The sequence below is a fragment of the Paenibacillus lautus genome (assembly GCF_050482385.1).
Lineage (GTDB): Bacteria > Bacillota > Bacilli > Paenibacillales > Paenibacillaceae > Paenibacillus_AQ > Paenibacillus_AQ lautus_B.
The window spans coordinates 237,886-259,229 of record NZ_JBCNHV010000022.1 but is presented as its reverse complement, the minus strand read 5'-3'; the positions used below and the strand labels follow the sequence as shown (position 1 = coordinate 259,229).

The 21,344-nt window shown below is 50.0% G+C and carries 25 protein-coding genes; 22 read left to right on the top strand and 3 right to left on the bottom strand.

What is annotated here, in order from left to right:
- Window positions 1-83 precede the first annotated feature (83 nt).
- The 4 genes from ABEW73_RS26565 to ABEW73_RS26550 all read left to right on the top strand — a co-directional run bounded on the left by ABEW73_RS26565 (window position 84) and on the right by ABEW73_RS26550 (window position 5,175).
- Window positions 84-2,432: a prolyl oligopeptidase family serine peptidase gene (locus ABEW73_RS26565; protein ID WP_430163450.1), complete on the top strand. Its 2,349-nt coding sequence runs from the start codon at window positions 84-86 to the stop codon at window positions 2,430-2,432.
- A 59-nt stretch (window positions 2,433-2,491) separates the two neighbouring features.
- Complete coding sequence (locus ABEW73_RS26560) at window positions 2,492-3,310, top strand: DUF4097 family beta strand repeat-containing protein (RefSeq protein WP_430163447.1); 819 nt, start codon at window positions 2,492-2,494, stop codon at window positions 3,308-3,310.
- Between the two features lie 208 nt (window positions 3,311-3,518).
- The gene (locus tag ABEW73_RS26555) at window positions 3,519-4,442 is read left to right on the top strand and encodes an ABC transporter ATP-binding protein (protein WP_430163444.1); all 924 of its coding nucleotides are present in this window, start codon (window positions 3,519-3,521) and stop codon (window positions 4,440-4,442) included.
- The gene (locus tag ABEW73_RS26550; RefSeq protein WP_430163441.1) at window positions 4,435-5,175 is read left to right on the top strand and encodes an ABC transporter permease; all 741 of its coding nucleotides are present in this window, start codon (window positions 4,435-4,437) and stop codon (window positions 5,173-5,175) included. The genes ABEW73_RS26555 and ABEW73_RS26550 overlap by 8 nt, the downstream gene beginning before the upstream one ends.
- Window positions 5,176-5,192: 17 nt before the next feature.
- Here ABEW73_RS26550 and ABEW73_RS26545 read toward each other — a convergent pair whose 3' ends face one another.
- On the bottom strand, window positions 5,193-5,477 hold the full coding sequence (locus tag ABEW73_RS26545) for a hypothetical protein (protein WP_430163438.1): 285 nt from the start codon (window positions 5,475-5,477) through the stop codon (window positions 5,193-5,195).
- Window positions 5,478-5,835: 358 nt separating this feature from the next.
- On the opposite strand from ABEW73_RS26545, the gene ABEW73_RS26540 reads away from it, so the two are divergent.
- The 3 genes from ABEW73_RS26540 to ABEW73_RS26530 all read left to right on the top strand — a co-directional run bounded on the left by ABEW73_RS26540 (window position 5,836) and on the right by ABEW73_RS26530 (window position 8,115).
- The gene (locus ABEW73_RS26540) at window positions 5,836-6,426 is read left to right on the top strand and encodes a YkoP family protein (RefSeq protein ID WP_430163435.1); all 591 of its coding nucleotides are present in this window, start codon (window positions 5,836-5,838) and stop codon (window positions 6,424-6,426) included.
- Window positions 6,423-7,172 carry a polysaccharide deacetylase family protein gene (locus tag ABEW73_RS26535; protein ID WP_430163432.1) on the top strand — a complete coding sequence of 250 codons (750 nt, stop codon included), beginning with the start codon at window positions 6,423-6,425 and terminating at the stop codon, window positions 7,170-7,172. The genes ABEW73_RS26540 and ABEW73_RS26535 overlap by 4 nt, the downstream gene beginning before the upstream one ends.
- A gap of 160 nt (window positions 7,173-7,332) precedes the next feature.
- Window positions 7,333-8,115, top strand: coding sequence for a hypothetical protein (locus tag ABEW73_RS26530; protein ID WP_430163429.1), 783 nt, complete (start codon window positions 7,333-7,335; stop codon window positions 8,113-8,115).
- Window positions 8,116-8,256: 141 nt separating this feature from the next.
- Here the strand turns inward: ABEW73_RS26530 and ABEW73_RS26525 are convergent, their stop codons facing one another.
- Both ABEW73_RS26525 and ABEW73_RS26520 read right to left on the bottom strand, forming a co-directional pair.
- Complete coding sequence (locus tag ABEW73_RS26525) at window positions 8,257-8,682, bottom strand: ImmA/IrrE family metallo-endopeptidase (protein ID WP_430163427.1); 426 nt, start codon at window positions 8,680-8,682, stop codon at window positions 8,257-8,259.
- A gap of 70 nt (window positions 8,683-8,752) precedes the next feature.
- Window positions 8,753-9,172 (bottom strand): helix-turn-helix domain-containing protein, encoded by a 420-nt coding sequence (locus ABEW73_RS26520; protein WP_430163424.1) that lies wholly within the window; start codon window positions 9,170-9,172, stop codon window positions 8,753-8,755.
- A 298-nt stretch (window positions 9,173-9,470) separates the two neighbouring features.
- On the opposite strand from ABEW73_RS26520, the gene ABEW73_RS26515 reads away from it, so the two are divergent.
- The 15 genes from ABEW73_RS26515 (at window position 9,471) to ABEW73_RS26445 (ending at window position 21,245) form a co-directional block, all read left to right on the top strand.
- Window positions 9,471-9,947 (top strand): ArpU family phage packaging/lysis transcriptional regulator, encoded by a 477-nt coding sequence (locus ABEW73_RS26515; protein ID WP_430163421.1) that lies wholly within the window; start codon window positions 9,471-9,473, stop codon window positions 9,945-9,947.
- Window positions 9,948-10,412: 465 nt separating this feature from the next.
- Window positions 10,413-11,252: a hypothetical protein gene (locus ABEW73_RS26510; RefSeq protein ID WP_430163418.1), complete on the top strand. Its 840-nt coding sequence runs from the start codon at window positions 10,413-10,415 to the stop codon at window positions 11,250-11,252.
- Window positions 11,253-11,262: 10 nt separating this feature from the next.
- A complete protein-coding gene (locus ABEW73_RS26505) occupies window positions 11,263-11,472 on the top strand; it encodes a hypothetical protein (protein ID WP_430163416.1) in 210 nt (69 codons plus the stop codon).
- 2 nt (window positions 11,473-11,474) lie between these two features.
- Window positions 11,475-12,941 (top strand): phage tail sheath family protein, encoded by a 1,467-nt coding sequence (locus ABEW73_RS26500; RefSeq protein WP_430163413.1) that lies wholly within the window; start codon window positions 11,475-11,477, stop codon window positions 12,939-12,941.
- Between the two features lie 92 nt (window positions 12,942-13,033).
- Window positions 13,034-13,441 carry a phage tail tube protein gene (locus ABEW73_RS26495; RefSeq protein ID WP_215157868.1) on the top strand — a complete coding sequence of 136 codons (408 nt, stop codon included), beginning with the start codon at window positions 13,034-13,036 and terminating at the stop codon, window positions 13,439-13,441.
- A gap of 145 nt (window positions 13,442-13,586) precedes the next feature.
- Window positions 13,587-14,021, top strand: coding sequence for a phage tail assembly chaperone (locus tag ABEW73_RS26490; protein ID WP_430163410.1), 435 nt, complete (start codon window positions 13,587-13,589; stop codon window positions 14,019-14,021).
- A 23-nt stretch (window positions 14,022-14,044) separates the two neighbouring features.
- On the top strand, window positions 14,045-14,179 hold the full coding sequence (locus ABEW73_RS26485) for a hypothetical protein (protein ID WP_015737373.1): 135 nt from the start codon (window positions 14,045-14,047) through the stop codon (window positions 14,177-14,179).
- Window positions 14,180-14,196: 17 nt separating this feature from the next.
- Window positions 14,197-15,969 (top strand): hypothetical protein, encoded by a 1,773-nt coding sequence (locus tag ABEW73_RS26480; protein ID WP_430163407.1) that lies wholly within the window; start codon window positions 14,197-14,199, stop codon window positions 15,967-15,969.
- Window positions 15,970-16,035: 66 nt separating this feature from the next.
- Window positions 16,036-16,680 (top strand): LysM peptidoglycan-binding domain-containing protein, encoded by a 645-nt coding sequence (locus ABEW73_RS26475; RefSeq protein WP_430163404.1) that lies wholly within the window; start codon window positions 16,036-16,038, stop codon window positions 16,678-16,680.
- On the top strand, window positions 16,677-17,654 hold the full coding sequence (locus ABEW73_RS26470) for an XkdQ/YqbQ family protein (protein WP_430163401.1): 978 nt from the start codon (window positions 16,677-16,679) through the stop codon (window positions 17,652-17,654). Before ABEW73_RS26475 ends, ABEW73_RS26470 begins: the two co-directional genes overlap by 4 nt.
- Window positions 17,647-18,036 (top strand): hypothetical protein, encoded by a 390-nt coding sequence (locus tag ABEW73_RS26465; protein WP_430163398.1) that lies wholly within the window; start codon window positions 17,647-17,649, stop codon window positions 18,034-18,036. The genes ABEW73_RS26470 and ABEW73_RS26465 overlap by 8 nt, the downstream gene beginning before the upstream one ends.
- Window positions 18,029-18,487, top strand: a complete 459-nt coding sequence (locus tag ABEW73_RS26460) for a DUF2634 domain-containing protein (protein ID WP_430163395.1) — start codon at window positions 18,029-18,031, stop codon at window positions 18,485-18,487. Before ABEW73_RS26465 ends, ABEW73_RS26460 begins: the two co-directional genes overlap by 8 nt.
- Window positions 18,487-19,641: a baseplate J/gp47 family protein gene (locus ABEW73_RS26455; RefSeq protein ID WP_430163392.1), complete on the top strand. Its 1,155-nt coding sequence runs from the start codon at window positions 18,487-18,489 to the stop codon at window positions 19,639-19,641. Before ABEW73_RS26460 ends, ABEW73_RS26455 begins: the two co-directional genes overlap by 1 nt.
- 7 nt (window positions 19,642-19,648) lie before the next feature.
- On the top strand, window positions 19,649-20,200 hold the full coding sequence (locus tag ABEW73_RS26450; RefSeq protein ID WP_430163736.1) for a YmfQ family protein: 552 nt from the start codon (window positions 19,649-19,651) through the stop codon (window positions 20,198-20,200).
- 1 nt (window position 20,201) lies between these two features.
- Window positions 20,202-21,245, top strand: a complete 1,044-nt coding sequence (locus ABEW73_RS26445; RefSeq protein ID WP_430163389.1) for a phage tail protein — start codon at window positions 20,202-20,204, stop codon at window positions 21,243-21,245.
- The last annotated feature ends 99 nt before the right edge of the window (window positions 21,246-21,344 follow it).

Genomic DNA, 21,344 nt, shown 5'->3' with positions numbered 1-21,344 from the left:
TTGGTAGAGTATATTTGATATTTTTACGCGTATTCCCTAAAAATTCAGGGTAACGCTTCCTGTAGAGAGGAGAAACTTAAAGCATGAATGCAAAAAAAAGACTAGTCTCCGCAGCGATTGCGGCTATTATGGCCGTATCCGTTCCCGTGTCAGTCATGGCACAGGATGGAGCGAAACAAGCAGCACCATGGTATCAAGATGGAGTACAGGCACTCGTAACGAAGGGGATTGTTGACAAAGGGGTAAAACAAAATCAAGAGATTTCTGTAAAAGACTTTATCCGCTATGCGGTAATATCGCTTACCTATCAACATGGCATCGATCCGATGAAGGTTGCTTCCGAGAACGGGTGGTTGAAGGAAGGAGAATTCACTTCCGTTGACGCTCCGATCAAACGTGGCGAGATGGCACGCATGATGGTGCGGGCACTCGGCAAGGAACAGGGAGAAACGAGCTTGGCTGAATATGCGGCAAGCGCCAAGGCACTTGGGCTCATTCAAGGGAATGCAGATGGAAGTTTACACGAAGAGCAGTCAGTGACTGTAGCTCAAGCAGCTGTTGTGCTTAAAAATTACAGCAATAAAATGCTATCAACGATGGACGACAGAGGTGTGTCACAAATTTCCGTGGAAGACTTCTTTCGGAGTCCGGGCAGCTTTGGGTATGAGCTTTCTCCAGATGGCAAGTATCTTTCTTATGCGGGTACTTGGGAGAACCGTTCCAATGTGTTTGTAGAGAAAATCGGAGAGAAAAGCGAGCCTATTCGCGTGACAAGCTCAAAAGATCGCGATATCGCCGGCTTCTTCTGGAAAGGCGATAACATTCTATATCGCAAAGATAAGGGCGGAGACGAGAATTTCCATGTATATTCGTCCAGTTTTAATGGCAATAAGGAAGTGGATTTGACGCCTTACGATAAGGTAAATGTTCAACTCGTGAGCGAATTATCTGGTGTGAGAGACGAAATTCTGATCTCGATGAATAAAGAAGATGCTGCCATTTTCGATGTATATAAATTGAATGTAAAGACAGGGGAAACGAAGCTGATCGCCAAAAACCCAGGGAACATTATGGCATGGGTAGCTGATCGCCAAGGTAAGATTCGACTCGCTTCTGAGAGCGACGGTGTCGTAAGTACATTGTTGTACCGCGATACGGAGGAAGAAGCATTCAAACCGCTGGCTACGTTAATTTTTGGGGATACGATAAATCCGCTTGGTTTCTCGGCAGACGGTAAATCGATCTATGCGGTCTCCAATAACGATCGGGACAAGACGGCGCTCGTCAAGCTGAATTTAAAGGGTAAGGAAGAAGTTCTGTATCAGCATCCGGAAGTTGACGTGACTGGAGCATATTACGACAAAAATCAAGATAAAATGCTGGCGGCTATCTATGTGACAGATAAAACGCATTTGGAGTTTTTCGATGATAAATTCGAGGCAATGTACCGCAAGCTGCAGCAGAAGCTTGGCGTTAGTGAAAGTGAAATCGGGCTAAACGATTATAACGAGGAAATGACGAGGCTGATCGTTAGTGTTTCGAATGACAAGACTAACGGGATGTATTATTTTTACGATAGCGTATCCGGTGAGTTAACATCCTTAGGTAATCTGAGTCCGTGGCTTAAACCAGATCAGATGGCTGATATGCATCCGATCTCTTACAAGAGCAGAGACGGATTGACGATTCACGGTTACTTAACATTACCGAAAAATAAAAAACCTCAAAACCTGCCGATGATCGTAAATCCGCATGGTGGGCCGTGGACACGTGATACGTGGGGATTCAACCCGGAAGCACAATTGCTCGCAAACCGCGGGTATGCCGTACTTCAAGTGAATTTCCGTGCATCAATGGGGTATGGGAAGTCCTTTATGAATGCAGGAAATAAACAATGGGGATTGAAAATTCAAGATGATATTACTGACGGTGTGAAGTGGGCGACTCAGCAAGGGATTGCTGATCCGAAACGAGTTGGTATTTATGGCCAGTCGTTTGGCGGATTCTCAACCTTGACGGGTATTACGAAAACGCCGGAATTGTATGCTGCTGCTGTTGATTATGTAGGTATATCGAATATGTTCTCGTTCTTGGGAACGATCCCACCGTATTGGGAGACCATGAGAAATCTCTTAAACGAACGTGTCGGTGATGCCGAAAAGGACAAAGAAATGCTGAAGCAAATTTCGCCAGTGTTCCACGTCGATAAGATCGTAACGCCATTATTCGTGGCTCAAGGGGCGAATGATCCGCGGGTGAACAAAGCAGAATCCGACCAAATTGTCGAAGCACTCAAAAAACGCGGTGTGCAAGTGGAGTATATGGTTAAGGATGATGAAGGACATGGCTTCACCAACGAAGAGAACTTGAACGATTTCTTCAATACAATGATTAAGTTTTTGGATAAAAATTTGAAGCCGCAGAGCAAATAAGGTAAGAGTTGCTAGGGAATAGGTAACTTATCTAATACAGAAGAAAGGAAGATAAACGCTTGAACAACAATATGAAGTTAACTATGATTCTCCTGGCCGCTGCCAGTATCGGACTCGCCGGATGTACGAAAGAATCTTCCGTCACCAGTATACCAAGTTCGTCCCAGCAAAATTCTTCTATATCGACAAACACAATTGTAAATTCAGAAACATCGGACATTAGAAATGTCTCGAATGCAGTAAAAGGGGATATTTCTCAAATAGATGTAAATAACATTCATTCCCTAAAAATCAAGAGTAACGCTGCTGCAGTTACAGTCATAGGTGACAAACAAATCAAGCAAGCAGAATGGGAACTATCCAAGGGCAAGGGCAATTCAAAAGGAAAGGATACCAACGTGACTACGTCGATCCAAGATGGAACATTACAGATTATACTTGAAAATAAACAAAAGATCATAAATACGGGGCCATTGCCATCTTTAACGATTCGTCTTCCGTATAAAGAATTCAAATCCCTTGAGATAGATACTAAATATGGCAACATATCCGTTGAGTCAGAATTGTCGGTCCAACACTTAAATGTGAGCAGCGGTGCCGGCGACATTACTATAACGGATGTAATTGGTATGGAAAGCAGTAACATATCTACTAACGTTGGTAACGTCGAATTCGTTCTACCTGATCAACCAGCATCTCTATATGTAAATCTATCAACAAAAATAGGAACTATCTATAACCAGGTTGCTCTTGAAAAAACAACAAATACCACAAAGGTTGTTTCCAAAGAACTCCATGGATATGTTGGTAAGGCTCAATCCGAAAGTGCAACGCTCAACATCTCCACACGGGTGGGCGAAATTCTGTTCAAAAAATAAAGTGCCATCATCGTACCAGGCTTGCCGTAATCCTAGATGAATCAGACGAGATTGAGGTTGATGAAGAATAGTGCAACTCTTGTGCTATTCTTCTTGCCATTCAATATCTCCTTTCCACACTTAAGAGATTCGTAAGATTTGCGCAAGAAATACGAAAATGTTGGCGGTTATACTATGATCAAGAGATCAGTGAGAGGGGCAAATATAAATGAGTTATGTCATCAGTACCCGCCATGTCAGCAAAATCTATAAAGGCAAAGATGTTGTCTCTGACGTCAGTATGAATATCAAGCAGGGGCAGATTTACGGACTGCTCGGTCCAAACGGAGCCGGTAAAACAACGCTAATGAAAATGATGCTGAATCTGGTCAAACCAACCAGCGGTGAAATTGAAATATTCGGAGAGAAGCTTACGCCTTCATCGGTTGAAATGTTTAAACGCATTGGCAGCATCATCGAGTATCCGATTTTTTACGATAAAATGACGGCGATGGAAAATCTGGAGATGCATGCGGAATATATGGGTTATTATAACAAACATGCAATTAAAGAAGCGCTTGAGATGGTTGATCTAACTTCCATCCAAGGCAAATCGGTATCCGAATTTTCGCTTGGCATGAAGCAGCGCCTGGGCATGGCCCGCGCCATTATAACCAAACCCGAGCTGCTCATTCTGGATGAACCAATCAATGGACTTGATCCGGTCGGGATTAAGGATTTTAGAAGTTTGCTGCGCATGTTGAGCAAGGAGTACCGGATGACGCTGCTGGTCTCCAGCCATTTGCTTGGTGAGATCGAACAAGTTGCAGATACGATCGGCATTCTTCAGGGCGGCAAATTTATCCGCGAAGTGTCTATGGATGAGATGCGCAGCGAAAACACAGATTATATCGAAATTGTGACCCCACAATGCAAACAAGCTGTATTTGTACTGGAAAATCAGCTGAAAGTCAGCAATTTCAAAATCGTCGGTGATTCAGCCATACGCATTTACGAGTCCAAATTTACGCAGCAGGAATTGACCAAGGCGCTGGTACTGAATGATGTGGCGATTGAATCGATAAACCATAAGCATACTTCGCTCGAGGAGTATTTTATGCATCAGATTAGCGGAGGTGAGCAGTATGCTTAAGATGATCCGGATGGAGATAAAAAAGCAGAAGTTAGCCTGGTTTTATAAAGGGGCGGTTATTGCAACGATCCTATGCGCCGGTTTCATGTTTCTTATAGCCTACACGATGGGGGGCGAAGATCCTGATTTCGGGAGTTTCGCCGATATAGCCTACACGGAGAGGGGCGGAGGTCCTGCATTCGCGAGTTTCGCCGATGCGTTATCGATAGCGGGGCTACTTTGCCGTGCGGTATTTATCGTGTTTGCTTCAGTCTTGCTAAGCAGATTTATTATTGAGGAATACAAAAATAAAACGATCAGCTTATTGTTTACGTACCCGGTCGAGCGTAAAAAACTGATCAGTGCGAAAATGCTGCTGGCTCTGGCTCTTACGTTTGGAGCGATGCTCATCTCGACTTTTATTACCTGTATATCCATTCTGGCTCTGAACAGCCATTTTCAGTTTATTCCGGGAAAACCGGAGGCTGGCGTACTACTGCATACGGGGATCCAATTGTTGATCCAAACATTGTCAGCAGCGTGCCTCAGCCTCATTCCTTTATTCTTCGGGATGCGAAAAAAATCCGTACCGACAACGATCGTGTCCTCGATCATTATCGTGGTCTTAGTCAGCAACAACAGCCAGGGCCTTTCGCTTAGCACAAATATAACGATACCGTTGATCTTGGGAGTTATCGGTCTCCTGATTGCTTATCTCTCGTTCCGCAACGTAGATAAGGTGGACGTAGCTTAACTAAAAAAGCACTCTTCTTAACGGCAGCTTCGCCTGAAAGAAGGGTGCTTTTTTACGGAGATACCTACATGAATTTGGTGTTCATCTCCGGGGAATTCGGCCCGGCTTAGCTCCGGCATTTTGCAGTGCATATCCATCTCGGATAAAAAAGCGATCAGGCTGGGCATGATGCCTTTGTTGGTGCGCGTATTTTCCGCCAGTCTTCGGAGCACTGAGCGTATCGCATCGAATCCCCGAAGGCGCTGCCGCCCGATTTCGATGATACGGTAGGTCAGCCGGACCCGCATATAGTAGACAAGCAAATCCTCCTTTTTACCGGAAAATTTGAAAAAGGTGACGCGCGAGGTTCCTGCCATCCGGCAAATGTCATTGAGCAGCACACCTTTAAACATAAAGGAAAGATTTATTGCAATTGTGCATCCTTTCCTCGTTTATTTGTTGTTTGGAGCTCATAGGGTCGAAAAAGCTTGCACTTTCGTTAAGACTTAAGAAAACATTAAGAAACAAGAAAGGGAAAAGATAGAATCATTTTTTAAAATAATGGCATGGGCTTTTGGTTTTCCGCCATCTAACTAAACAAATGCCTTTCCTGCAGGGAATAAGGGCGAGGTCTAACTGCAGAAGACCGTTTCAAAATGAAAAGGAAAGATGTGACCGATAATGAACATGTTAGCTACCATTACGAAGGCAAGCGCTCAGTCGGTATGGATGGCTTGGGAAGCGGTTTTTGATCAAATCACGAAACTGCGCAGCGCCGGAATAAAAAGATACGGGATTTGCAAGCTGGTCATCCGCCGGCATCATGGAAAAAACCTGAAGTGCCAGGACGGAGAGTGGATTTATTCGGGGGATTGGGTCGGTGAACTCCATTTGGACAACCGGCAGGTATTGGAGCTTTCCAGAGAGCTGGGGGCTGACCGGGCCGCGCTTTTGACCGCAAGAATGCTGCGGAGATCGATCAAGCAAATTAGCGAGGCGATGGAGACGGAACCGGAGCTTGCGCAGGTCAAAGCTTTGACTGGAATAACGCTGCTGCACCGCGGTATTATTCACGGGCTCGGTTTTGAGCTGCATCCGCTGGAATCCAAGGGGTTTCGCGTGTTCTCTACTTATTATTTGCGACTTTTACTCAAGGTGCTGCATCCGGCGGGCCGGGAACGCACGAAGAAAAATGCTCCCAAGCTTGTGCCCAAAATGCTGATGCTGACCAGAAAATCATTGCTTTTGCGTTATTCTAAGGAAACGGCATGAGTATGGTGATGCTGAATCTGCTGCTGATGTTTGTCTTTATCTATATGATCATTCCATATGTTATCACACGGATCTGGGGATTTGGGGTAACCCTGCGCGGCCGGCGTGGCCGGCAGATCGCTTTTACCTTTGATGATGGCCCGGACCCGCTGCATACTCCTAAACTGCTGGATCTTCTCAAGAAAAAAAGGATCAAGGCGACCTTTTTTGTACTGGGCAGCAAAGCGGAGCGATACCCGGAGCTTATGAAACGCATCCACATGGAAGGGCATCAAATCGGGATTCACAACTATTCCCATCTTCCCAATTGGCTAATGAGTCCTCGCCATATCCGGAACAAGCATGTCCACCGGTCTGCCGATATCATCGAACGAATCACGGGCGAGCGCCCGGCATTTTACCGTCCTCCATGGGGGATTTTGAATTTAGGCGATTTATTTGCTTTGCGAAAATACCGGATCGTGCTGTGGTCGATCATGGGGTGGGATTGGGGCAAGGGGAGCAAGAACAAACCGCTCAAAGAACGGATCTTGGATCAGCTTGAGCCTGGCTCGATTATTTTGCTGCATGACAGCGGAGATACTTGGGGGGCGGAGCCTGATGCCCCAAGCAGAATGATCGCAAGCCTTGAGGAAGTGATTGACACGGTCCATATCCAAGGGTATGAATGCGTCCGCGCCGATGAACTGCTGCATAAGCCGCATGATTCGCGCAGCGACCTTTCAAAAGGCTTCCGGGTTGGATGATGCGTGTAATATTAAAATGATCATGGCTCCAGAAATTCAATTCACTTCATCGGCTATTTCGTATAGCGTACGGATTTTGATATATGGCTCAGGGATGTTAATCTGTATTTGGATTATTTGAAAATACTCAGGCTTTAGCCGGATGGAAGGAATCATTCGAATGGAATATATCTATGAATCAGCCCAGCGCAGCTACGAGGATTTCGCCAGCGGCCGGGTTCTGTATAATGCGCAGGGAACGACTTCGTTTCCTGTCAGACTAGCCAGCGAGATTGCCCAGCGGTGCTTTCAACTATTGGAGAAAAAAGGGGTACAGGGGCCGTATACCTTGTTCGATCCCTGCTGCGGCGGGGCGTATCTGTTAACGGTGGTTGGGCTGCTGCATGGGCAGCGCATTCACCGCGTGATCGGCTCCGACATTCATGCGGAGGTGCTCGGAATAGCCGGGAAGAACCTGTCGCTGCTCCGTGAAGAGGGGCTGGGACAACGCACCGAACAGCTGAAAGAACTGTTGGCGCTCTATCATAAGCCGTCCCACCAGGATGCACTGCAAAGCGCTGGCCGATTGAGGGAGCTGCTAAGGTCGTCCCGTGTGGAAGAGACGGTTTGTTTTCAAGCCGACATAACTCAATCGGAGGAGTGTCTGGCATCCTGCAAGGGAACCCATATCGTCATGACCGACCTCCCTTATGGTGACCTGGTTAGCTGGGGTGGCGGAAGCAATGAGCCGGTGGAGGATTTCTTTAACGGCATTCATCCCATCCTGGATCCTGCTCGTTCCGTGGTTGCCGTCATATCCGACAAAGGGCAAAAATTAAAGCATGACCGGTTTCAAAGGATTCAGCATGTGAAGGTGGGCAAACGACAGGTAGCCATCTTTGAACCTCTTCGAATGGAGGATAAGGGACCGAACAATAGAACATTCGTCCCCCCCTGCTGCTAACCTCTTGTATGAACTCTTCATTAATAGAGGCTTCCACAGCAACCCGCCTTTGACGTCATGTCAAGAGCGGGTTGTTTTTTACTCGTAGGAGGGAGCTAGCCATATGGAATCCTTCATTATAAATCGGGAACGTATGTTCGTTTAAAATCTAAAAAAATATAGCATTTCTTGTGGAATGCCAGCTCGTAGATAGAACTCGTGTAAGGACTCACCCGGTCCGGGAGCCAGATCCGCCGTCAGTAGGGCAATGGCAAAGCGGTTCGCTTGCCGCTCCAGTTTGCCCGGACTGAAATAGGAATGCTCCTCCAGAAAAAAGCGGCTGATTCCCTTATGGAGACGGTCATGCCCGAGCTCATGCGCGCATACGAAGCGCTGCCATGGCGGTGGCAGCTGATTGTGGATGACGATGAATCTCCGCCTCAGCTTACGGAAATACAGCCCTTTGGTCGTTTGGCCTAAATCTGCGAATCGAATATGTATGCCCAAGGAAGTCGCGATTTCAAAAGGGCAGTTGGTATGATGTTTTTTGATCAACTGACGGATTAAGGGTTGTAATTGATCATCCATGCCGGTTCACCTGCAATATTGGTTTTGGTTGAATCGTTGTAATCGGTATGTAACTCCTTATCATGTAGAATTATTTCTTGTGTTTGTTCATCTGCTTGGCTTCCCAGAACAGTCCGGTCAGGACATCCTTGATGCGCTGCTTGTCCTCCTCGTTTAGAGGGACGCCGTCAAACATGAGCTCACCGTCATCCTCAAGCATTTTCTTGAAATCCCGTTTATCCCTGGAGGTTGCCCAAGCGGGAGCTGAGATATCTTCATGCTTGGCAGCATCCTGCTGCAGATAACCTGCTTTATTCATCAGCTCTTCATAGGGAACCTCGAGTGCCTCTGCTATTTTGTGAAGCGTTTGCGGCTTGGGGATGCCCCGCAGCCCATTCTCGATCCGGGAGATTTGCGATCCGCTGATGTCGGCGGCTTGGGCCAGCTGATTGATGCTCCAGCCTTTGTTCTCCCTCATCTCTTTCAAGTATGATCCAAATATGTGATCCACGTTCCGGCCACTCCTCACCATAGTCCATCTGAAACATCTACGTATAGTATAAACACATCCCCCACCTTTGCCAACAGGTAAAATAAAAGAGAGTAATATTGCCAAAAGGCAAGAATATGAAAGGTATGATCCATATTCCTCTGAATAGTTCGCCCTTTTGAAGGTTTACGCCGGTCTCCAAATAGTGGTATATTAATGAAAAATACGAACAAGATGCGAACATTTGGGGTGAGACAAACTTCTGCCAAATGGCAAAGCAAACCTCGACAACGACAATCAAAAGGGGAGTGTTTTTCGAATGAATCCATTTTTACCGGAATTGGATCGCAGAAAGACCCAAAGTGCTGTTGAAGCGATATTCGAGAAATATCGTATCTATAAAACCATTACATTTGAAGTCAGGGAGACGAGCGTCACTGCATCCTACACGGAACGATTTCACGGACCGACCAACGTCACCTCGGATCAAACGGCATCGGTTGCCATATATAATGTAGATATGCCAGCAGCAAGGAAACAGTATTGCGAGATCATCGAGTCGATCGTGGAACGGCTTGGCGACCGAGAACAGACCCTCATTCAGGAACGGTATATGAAGCAGGACGACGTATTCGATTACAAGGTGTACAACCATATCCTCGAACCGCCGGTCAGCAAGGATACGTATACCAAGATCCGAACCCGAGCCTTCTATAAACTGGCACTGGCTTTAGCAGACCGGGGGCTGTTGAAGCTGCAGGAGCTGGAGAAAGCTGCAAAGAGCAAGATGAGCTGACAAGCACGAGCGTGGAACATCAAATCGAGCAAAACCGGAGGACCTCATATCAGAGTCCCTCCGGTTTTTTGTTTCTAATAAAAAAGGCAGCGTTCTATGAGAAAATACAAGATAAGTCTGGGAACAAACCTAAAAATGCGAACATAAGTTCGTACTATTTTCCGCCGACACTCCACTTAAAGTTCCGCATTATCCGTCCTATAAGACGTCAACGCATCCGATTTAGGGGTGTAAGATTGTATTATCGGAAATGAAGTTAAACAAAGCATACCGAACACACACAGTGTAGATGTGAGCCGGCCTTGAGAAGGACCGGTTTTTTGCTGCGGCTTTAGGCTTCGATTGCTTCATTTTCGATTCTTTATAAATGAATAGAAAGGAGGGGGCCGTGTTGCGCAAGCATGCGACCGTCGCAAGAAGCTGGCTATCCCATAACCGACCGGAAGCCAACCGGCCATCTGCGGAATGAGAGGGGCGGTCAAACAGGCCGTTTTAGATATCGTTCCGGAGCTTGAAGGCCAAATATATGACGTACATTCGCCGGATGGGGTTAGCGATCCTTTTTATGGCGTTATAACGCTGGGAGAGGACGTTTGGAAATCCTCATGGGCAGGGTACCGGCAGGTGGTGCGATTGAAGCTGTATGCGGATCGTTCCGAATTGCTTCAGTTGGATCGCTGGGCTGCAAGTCTAATTCCGGGACTTCATCGCAAGCGGGTTATCGGAGCTGATGGGAAAGCATTCAAGCTGCATTATTTGGGTGTTCCGGAAGCCGACAAGTTCGATGCTGTTTCAGGCAAAATGATCCGGATCATGCGATTCGGCGTCTATGTGCCCCAGGCATCCGGAGACGGTTCCACCGGACAGGCTGACGAGTGGCTGCATACACTGACAGCCTGGACAGGAGATGTGCTGGGCGATCCTTGGCGCATCTATCATACGGCATGGCCGGCGGGACGGGAAGATCACGCCGTACTATGGAGGATGACGGGCTGCGAAACCAAGATGGCGGGAGCTTCGATGTTCGAGGTCCGCAAAACCTTTACCGGGCATATCGCCGCTCTTGATTCCGCAGACGAGCAGCTCACGGCTGCAAGGCTGGTGGAGGAGCTGGGTATCCAGGTCCAGCTGAGGCTGGATTCGCAGGATCGCCGCTATTTATCCGTTGCGGAGATTTCCTCTGATATGCAGGCCGACCCCATTCTGGACGGGCAGCTGAAGCTGACCTTAGCGCAGCGGAAGATGCGTTCACCGGAGGAAGCCGCCTTGATCAGGCGCATTAACGTTCATCCAATTTTAAAGTGAGGTGGTCACAATGGCTGTGAAAAAAACACTCAAGACTGAAGCTCGCAGTATCAGCGCTCCGCGATATGCGCTAGATGAACTCGAAACACACGCCAAGGAACTGTTCGAGGTTCGGGCGGAAGTGCTCGCAGGTGCCATGTATGGGACAGACGGAGAGCTGTTCACGGTAACCGAAGTCAAAGAAAGAATCCAACAATTTATGAAAGCGAAGGTGGTCTAATCATGGCAGGTGGAACATGGGAAAGCACAAATAAACCGGTACTTCCGGGTTTGTATATGAATTTCAAGGCGGCAGCCGCGTCGGCTATTCAGGGCGGATCCCGGGGGACGGTCGTCGTGCCCGTTAAAGCCAATTGGGGACCGGTGCGCGAGTTCGTGGAGATCGGCAGCGAGTTCGCGATTTCCGAGCTGTATTCTGCGGATAGCCAGGATGGGGCTACAGCTTACGAAACGCTCTATCTGGCTTTGCTTGGCGGTCCGAAGAAGCTGCTGGCTTATCGCCTGGCAGATAAAACGGCGGCAGCGGCTAGTGTAACGCTGCAAAATGCGGAAGCCACGCCTTCCGACGTGTTGAAGCTGCATGCGAAATATCCCGGCAGTCGAGGCAACGGCTTCTCCGTAACCGTGCAGCCGTCATTGATCGACCCGGCCGCACGCGAGCTTCGCCTCTATGAAGGCGCCAAGCTGCTTGGCACTTATACAAGCTTGGACGGGACAGCAGCGTCGATTGCGGCGCAGATCAATGAAGACGATGAGAACCTCTGGGTAACGGCTACTGCACTGGAGGCGGCCGGCGTTCCGGCTGATGTGAACGGAGCTGTGCTGTCCGGAGGCAAAAGCGGCAACGGCGGCCTGACGAATGCAGATTATATCGAGATGCAGGATGCGGTCGAAGGCCAGGAATTCAACGTACTCGCCCTGGATTATGCTGCAGATATGGCTCTGCTGCAGAGCTTTGCGGCCTGGGTGAAGCGTCTTCGTCAAGAAGGACGCGGCGTGATGGCCGTATTCGGCGGAAGCGCTGCGGACGATACCTCCAAGGATGCAGCCAAACTGGCGGCAGCCCGCTCGCTTGCATTGAACCATGAAGGGATTATCAATGTAGGTACGGGCGTGCGTCTGTCCGGTGTGAACTATAGCTCTGCCCAGACGGCTGCTTATGTGGCCGGGCTTATTGCGGGACAGCGATTGAACCAATCCGCTACATATGCGGTAACGCCATTCGAGGATGTGACTCGCCGCTGGACGCGCTCCGAGCAAGAGCAGGCTGTACGCAACGGCGTGTTCGTGCTCTTCTATGACGGACGCCAGGTGAAGGCGCTGCGCGGCATCAACACGTTGGTGAATCCGGCGGAAGGCCAAAACAATGCCTGGAAAAAAATCCGTTCCATCCGCGTGATGGATGCGATCCATGCGGATTTGCAGCTGGCCGCCGAACAGACCTACATCGGCAAGGTGAACAACACGGAGGAAGGTCGCCTGGCGCTGATCGGCGCCGTGAAGGAATACCTCGCTTCGTTGTCGCTGAGCAATGTCATCGAGCCGGACGGCTATGACGTCATTCTCGATCCGGCGTACTATGGCGATTCCGCCGTGAACACGCCGGAGCCGGATCAGGTCTTCCTGCAGTGGAATGTGAAGCTGACCGACGTGATGGAGCAGCTGTTCGGTACATTCTACGTGCAATAACTAGAACGTCGATCAACTATTAAAGATGAAACAGACTGCCTGAAGAGGGCTTTTTTTCGTTAAAACTTAAAGAAATCGAGGAGGAACTAAATATGTTGGATGCTTCAAGAGTCATTATGGGGACATACGGCCAGGCATATATTGACGGGGTTTGGCAGACGCACATCAACAAACTGGAAGCCAGCGTGGAATTGGAGAAGCGCGAGTTGAAGCTGGTCGGCAACGACTGGACGGTGCACAAAAACGGCAGCAAAAAAGGAACCGGCACGATGAGCGGTTACAAGGTCACTTCCGATATGATCGCCCGTGGCTTCACGAAATTCGATATCATCTCCAAGCTGGATGATCCCGAATCCTACGGCCATGAGCGCGTTCGTCTGATTCGCTGCATGCCGGACAAAATCCAGCTGGCTAACTGGACAGCGGGTGAAGAAGTACAGGAGGAAACTTCATTTACCTTTGAGGGGTACGAGCTGTTGGATCCTATTCGGGGGGATTAAGAGGTTTAGAGGTTTCTGCTTAAGCGGTGCTTGAGTACGTCAAAAAGCGGGGGTTCGCCCGGGATGGTGTACCTCATACGGGCGAGCATCGCCCGCTGCAATAGGAAATGGAATCTATTATTTAATGAGCAGAGGAGATATACGCATGAGCTTGCACGAGAACATGAGCGAAGAGCAAATTTTGGACAGTCTGTTTGAGGCAGCCGAGAGGCTGCCAGAGGAAACGGTACGCATTAAGCGCTTGGATATGAAGATGGTGCTTCAGGGTTTGACTTCGAGCAAGGTGGACAGCATCCGCGAGCGCTGCACCGTTCGCCGTACGGTAAAGGGTGCGGTGGATGAGAAGGTGGATACAGAGACGTTTAATGCATTGCTAATTTCCGAGGCCACAAGCAGTCTGTCGGTGAAGGGGTTGACGCTTAGCGGCTGGGGCGATCCGCGGATTACAAGCCGCTTGAAGCTGTCGGGCGGAGAGCAGGCGGTTCGCCGCATGCTGCTGGCCGGAGAGTTGGATGCCGTAGGCGATAAAGTGCTGGAACTGTCCGGCTTCGGAGTCGAGATTGCTGACCTAAAAAACTGATCGGCTCCGGGGGAATGACGACGATGCTGTATCATCTGTGGGTCCGGCATCACCTTCGTCCCGGAGATTTTTGGCGGCTCCCGCGAGGCGAGCGCCTGCTGCTGCTCGCTTTCTCCCAGGAGGAGATCGAGGGCATGGCCGGTCAGAGTTTGAAGTGAACAGGAGGTGAAATGAAATGGCTGAAGCCATGAACTACCGCATGAATCTGGTCATCGATCCGAAAAACGTGATTAAAGCCAACCGCGAGCTGCGGGCGATGGAGCGTTATTTTGAGCGGATCCAGGGACGCGTCCTGCGAATCGGACGAACCCGCATGGCACCTGAAATCGTACTGAAGGACAGTGCCTCGAAAGGGCTGGACAACCTGCTTGCTAAAATGCAGCGAGTGAAATCGCAAGTCATTCAAGCCTCGGCGAATGTGAAGCTGAATGTGCAGAAGCAGGTTGATACGAATCTGAATCTAAGCGTGCAGAAGCAGATCGAGGCGAGCGTACAGGTGGATTTGCGGGCGTCAGGGCTTGATTTTTCTCCGTTGATACAGGCGCTGGAGACGAATACCGGGGCGTTGAATCAACTTACGAATACGCTTGGATCGCTTGAATTTGGAGGTGGCGGTGGTGGAGAAAAATCTGGATGGGATACTGCTCTGAATGTTATTGGGATCGTAACCTCGATTGGTTTCACTATGAAAAATGGGGGCCAACTATATGGTAAAGGAAGTAAGATGCGCGAAGCATGGAGTAAAGATAAACCAGCTCCTACACCTGCACCTAGGGCGGCACCTAGGCCCAATGGGGTCAGAAGGGGGGGCGGCCGTGGATCCAATTCCAATCAAAACCAGGCTGCCACGACCCCGAATAGCCAAGGGGAAAAGCCACTAACCAAATGGGCTAAGCGTTTTAAGAAGGCAGAAACATTGGGAGACGTTATAGAAACCGCTGGCAATACGGGATCTGGAGCAGTGAAATCAATCAAGGGTGTTTTGGATATTACCAAGAGTATATTTGGCGGCGGCGCTTCTAGCGGCATCGTTTCCGGAGGTGCGGCAAGCGCTGCCAAGACCGCTGCAGGTTCAGATGCAATAAAACAGGCAGCTGACGGTAGCCCTGGAGCAAGTGCAGTAAAAAATGCAGGCAAAAAGGGCCTAGGCTCCGGCTTGATGAAGAGGCTTGGCAAACGTGCCCTTGGACCATTGGGATATATAGCCGATGCGACCGCAATCGCCTCTGCCGAACCCGGGAAAGAGCGTAATCAAGCGATAGGCTCTGCCGTTGGTGGAGGCGTAGGAGCGGCGATAGGTGGATTCCTTGGCTCTGTTGTGCCTGTTGCAGGGACATTGGTTGGATCAACGATCGGCGGCACCGTAGGCAGCTTTATTGGTGAGAAGGTGGGCGGTGCGATAACTGGTATTGGTGAGAAATTCACAGAGACCAAGGAGAATGTGTCGAAATGGTTCTCTAACACGTTTTCTTTTGGGAAAAAAGACAAGGAAGCCGCTCAACCGAAGGATGTTCCGAAGACACCACCTTCCAGTGCGGTTGCTCTTCCGGCTCCCATCATTCCGAAACCAGCGCCGTCTGATTTCAGCAAGCCGCTGCTGCCGAATCCATCTATGTATGGTTCGTATGTGCCACCTAGCTATACAAGCATGAGTACATTTGGTCCCCCTGCGAGCGCTGCACAAAACCAAGCTTTTACAGGGAAGACGATGTCGCCTCAGATCGTTCAGATCAGTCCGGAGCAGATGAGTTCGATATCCGGCTTGCTGACGGACTTTAAAACGGAGACAACCGTGAATTACAATCTACCTCCAGGAGCGGTGCAGGTTACGGTGCATGAGGAGCACCCGGTTGATGTGGAAGGATTGATCCTTCAGATCGGGCAGCGGCTGAGAGCCGAATTCAGCAAAGCGGCGCAGAACCGGAAGCCGACTCCGATGGCCTATTGAAAATAATGGTTAACAGCAGGCATGAAGTCGGTCCGAAGGCATCCATACAGAAAGGAGGGGCCCAAGGTGGAGTTTCTTTTGAAGAACGGAAAAGGCATGACGTTCCTATTCCCGGTCAATCCCGAAGAGGTGACCATCTCACGCCAAAAGGGACTGGAAACGGCTACGATTCTCAACTATGGGGAGTTTGATTTTCCGCAAGGCAATCGGATTAAGGAGATATCGTTCTCTTCATTTTTTCCACAAGAGTATGATGCAGCTTATTGCAAAGGACAGAAGAAGGATCATATTAAACCGCAAACCGCGATGAATAAACTTAACGAGTTTCTGGCATACAAAACGCCGTTGCAATTCGTCATTACCAAGACGGCGGTGAATGTGCCGGTGTATGTCGCTTCCCATCAGTCCACGTTCCGTGGTGGGGAGGTCGGGGATGTGTATTTTGACATCACGCTCCGGACATGGAGCGAAATGAAGGTGGCCAAAACGGCTAGCAGCAGCGGGACATCTGGAACGAATAAAAAGCCCCGGGCCGACATGAAGGAACAGAACAAGACGTACACCGTGAAGCCAGGGGACTCACTTTCCAAAATCGCCAAGCTGGAGCTCGGGGACAGCTCGAAATGGAACCAGATCTACAAGCTGAATCAGAAGATGATCGGTAAAGATCCGAACGCCATCAAGCCTGGCCAGAAGCTGGTGCTGTCATGAGTTATAAGGTGATTTTGCAGGATCAATACGATTTATCCCCTTTGGTGGAAGCTATCAGTCTACGGGATTCGCTTGAACAAGTCGCTTATCAGGGAACTGTCAATCTGGTCGTAACGCCGGATATGCCGCCGATCTCGCCGGGAATGGCGATCCGGATCAGCGGAATTCCGTATGGTAAAAAAGATTATGTCCCCCTGCTGCATCCGGCTGTCGTGTGGGAAGTGGAAACCTCCAACAACGGGGTGAAGCGGATGACCCTCACGCTGTACGATCGGACGGTATATCTGGACAAATCGGAGGATGAATATCTGTTCCCGGCAAAGCAGACGGCTACCCAGCGATTCAAAAAGTACGCGGCGGACTGGAACCTGAAAATTGCGGTACTGCCGGATACCGAGAAGCAGCTGGGGCGTTCCGTTTACCGGACACAGTCGATTTATGCGAGCATGTTCGCTGATTTGCGGGAGACGGCCAAAGCCGGCGGCAAGCTGTATCATCCGCGGATGATCTCTTCAGGGCTTGAGCTGTATGAGTTAGGAACGAACAAAGACGTCTACATCCTGGAGGCCATCACGGATACTACGCAATCGCGGACGTTGGAGGGTGCGGCGACCAAGGTCAAAGTGCTGGCGACAGCCGCAAGCGAGACCGGACAAGAGGTTCCTTCCAAGGTGATGGCCATTGAGGAGAAGGATATCGCAAAATACGGCCAACTCCAGGCTATCATTCAGGATGATGAAGTGAAGTCGCCTGCGGCTGCCCGCCAGCTGGCCCGGAGCAAACTGAGGGGGATTCGGGAGACCATTTCCTTGAATGCACCCGACGTCAATACGATCCGCGCCGGAGATGCGGTCATGCTAGGCGCGATGAAGCTGCTCGTGATTTCCGTCAGCCGGGAACTGGGCACTCCCGGAAGCATGATGCTGGAGCTGGGGAGTTATGACGATGTAAAAAGGAGGTTTTACCTTGAATAAAGACCCCTATGGACAATTGGCGTCCTCCTTATATGCCTCAATGAATAAGCAAACCCGTCAAGCCATGGGCGGTGTAGGGGCCGTGCTCGGTACGATAACCTCGACGGGGCTCAAGCTGGATGATTTCAAGCATGAGCTGCAGGACTATATGGTAGCGGAGCTGCCGGGAATGCTGTCCTTGCCCCGTTATACGGCAAAGGGCACCGTCACTTTCGGGGGCCAGCAGCAGGATATGACGTTTGATGTCGAAGAGAACGAAGTTGAAGATACCCTTTTTGAATTGGGAAAAGGTCTGAAACCGGGAGACCGCGTGCTCGCCGTTAGAGTCAACAGCGGTAACGACGTGGTGGTCGTGTGTAAGGTGGTGAGCAGTGGTGGCTAATTTATTCCCGGAAGGCGATGACATGATCTGGACGGATGCAACCGATCCGGAGGTGCTGGAAGGAGACGGAGCTGTTTTTGGACGGAGCTGGCGGTATGATTTTGAAGCCGGCGAGTTCGTGATGTCCCCGACCCGGAAAATTCCGGTTGCGGACGAGAAGGAAGCCTGGGTCATCTGGTGCGAAAAAGCGATTCGCACGCCGCGTTACCGTCATTTGATCTATACGCGCGATTACGGCAGCGAGCTGGAGGAACTGGTCGGCAAAGGCTATGACCGATCTCTGCAAGAGAGCGAGATTCAGCGCATGGTAACCGAGACACTGCTTACGGACGCGCGGACGGAGAGCGTGGATCAGTTCCTTTTTGCCTGGGAAGGAGAAGCTTGCCGTTTCAGCTGTCGCATTACGAGCGTTCGGGATGAGACGGAAATTATAGAAAGCGTGGTGATCTGATGGCAGATTTACCGTTGTATTTGTTGGATCAGACGGAAGAGAACATTATGAACCGCATGTTGAACAAAGTGCCTTCGGACATCGACAAGTCGGAAGGCTCTTTTATTTGGGATGCGCAGGCGCCGGTGGCATTTATGCTGTCTGAGGCAGCCTTGTGGGCACAGGAGCTGCTGCGTCGAGGCTTTGCAAGCACGGTGGCAAGCGATCATCCGGATATCCGGTCTGCCGAACTCGATCTGAGGACGGCAGAGCATGGGATTACTAGGCGGGAAGCGGTCGCTTCGTCCGGCAGCGTTGTATTTACGGGGAAGCCAGGGACGACCGTGCCTGCCGGAACCTATGTCGCTACGCCAGCCGATGAGGGCTCCGGCGAATCCTCCGTGGAGTATGTGACCACATCAGGCGTTACCCTGAGTGACTTGGGTACAGGCGCGGCGCCGATCCGAGCTGTCACGCCGGGCAGTAATGGCAATGTTCCCGCAGGCGTCATCCAGCTCATGATGACGTCAGTCAGCGGTGTGACATCGGTTACGAACCCGGAACCCACGCGTAGCGGGACGGATACCGAAAGCGATCAGTCGCTCCTGGAGCGTTTTTACGCCAAAGTCCGAAGTCAGGGAACGAGCGGCAACAAAGCGCAGTACATGCAGTGGGCCAATGAGATTGCCGGTGTTGGTGGCGTGGAAGTAGCGCCGTTGTGGAAAGGACCCGGTACCGTCGGGCTGTATCTCATAGATACGGACAAGCGTGCGGCAAGCCAGGATATCGTGAATGCCGTTCAGCAGCACATTGACCCGTCCCAGGATGGACAAGGCGAAGGCGTTGCCCCAGCGGGTCCGGTTATTACCGTGATGCCAGCGGCGGAAGTTCCGATTGATATCTCCGTCAAAGTGCAGCGTACGCAGGAGCAGCCTTCGACGATGGACGAAATCCGGAAGTTGATCGAGGATGGTGTTCGAACGTATTTACAGCAGATCGCTTTTAACCGGAAGGATCCTTTGGTGAGATATACGCGGATAGCCGCCGTATTGCTGGATATTCCAATTATTATCGACTACTCGGATTTGACGATTAACGGTCACACCGAGCAGCAAAATATCGAAATTGGCTCCGGTCAGGTAGCGGTGCTGGGGACGGTGAGCGTAAGTGAATAATGCCCGAATGAACAGCTTGCGCGGTCGCGAGCTGTTTTCTTATCTTCCAGCTTATTACGAGACCTCCCGCGTCATGCAATCCGATATGGATGCCAAGGGCAGCGAGCTGGACGCGCTTTATGAGGCACTGAACTCAGCTGCAGACCAGTTTTTTGTCCGCACAGCGACTTGGGGTTTGGAACGCTGGGAGATGGAGCTCGGCATTCCGACAGATCGGAATAAACCGATCGAACAGCGGCGGGCGGTGCTGGAGTCCAAGCTGCGCGGAGCGGGAACCTTCTCCGGTGCTCTCGTGAAAAACGTGGCTGAAGCTTACGATGGGGGCACGGTCGAGGTATCCTTCCAGCCCGAGGAATGGGGCTTCACGGTTAAATTCGTGGATACGCTCGGCATCCCGCCGAATCTGGAGGATTTGAAGTCTGCGATCGAGGAGATCAAGCCGGCGCATCTGGTAGTGTCGTATGCGTTCAACTACTTGCTCATACGCGATATTCATGACGTGATGACCCTGTTTGATATGGGCCTAACGCCATTAAATAAATTTGCAGGAGGTGTTTGAATTGGCCAGTAACACACCGAATTTAGGACTATTGAAGAAAGACCCGATGGTGGATGGCAATGAGACCTTTAACATCGAGACGATGCTGAATGAGAACTGGGATAAGGTTGATGAGGCTGTGGGGCAGGTCCTGGAGGACCTGGGGAATATTGATGTGGAACTTCCGGATGCATCTTTGACTCAAAAGGGGATCGTGCAGTTGTCTAATGCAACGAATGGTGCGAGGGAGAATGTGGCGGCTACGGAGAAAGCGGTGAAGGCGGCGTATGATGAAGCTCTTGAGGGAAAGCAACTTGGAGTTGAGCAAAAAAACAATGTGGTTGCCGCGCTCAACTCCATAGGCGTAACGGCATCCACAAGCGAAACATGGGCGCAGCTCATTCCTAAGATAGCGGCTATCATCCGGTCTTTGGGCGACGCAACAGCAGCAGACGTATTGATCGGAAAGAGGTTTAGCAATGCAAGTGGTAATAATATTTTGGGTAAAATGCCAAACCGAAGCGCCGAAAATAATCACATGCCTGGACTTGAATCGACTGTTTGGGTTGGGGATCGTTTTTTCATACGACCACCTGCCGGATACTATGACGGGGGGACATGGGTGACGACAGCAGTGCCGGGTCTAAAGCCAGAGAACTTGCGGGCCGGTGCTAATGTTGTCAACGTACAGGGGACATTTACTGGTAACAGGAAAAATGCTGGTATCGCATCTAATTTAGGGAATAAAAGCTTTCTTCATACCGATGGTACTTCGTTTACTTGCGGTTATATAAATGTTAGCGGTCTCGGCTTTCTGCCGTCGCTTATCATTATTTCCTATTCAACTGATGGTGATTTTATACTAGGGTACAATTCCAATATGATCGTTTCAGGTTATCCGACCTACAATGGACTCAGATATGAAAACGGCTCAACTATATGGGGGCAGTTCAGATTAGAAGCCGCAAGCGTTAACAGAGCTTATATTACAAATGGTGGGTTTCAGTTGCCTATACCGTATTTTGCTATAACCAGCTCTCCAGTATATTGGAGGGCCTACGAATAATACCACAGTAACATTAAGAGCCCACCTCCGTACCTAGTGGGGCTTCATTAAAGGGATTGGTTGGAGGTACTGCAAAAAAGAAAGGGATGAGTATGGCCT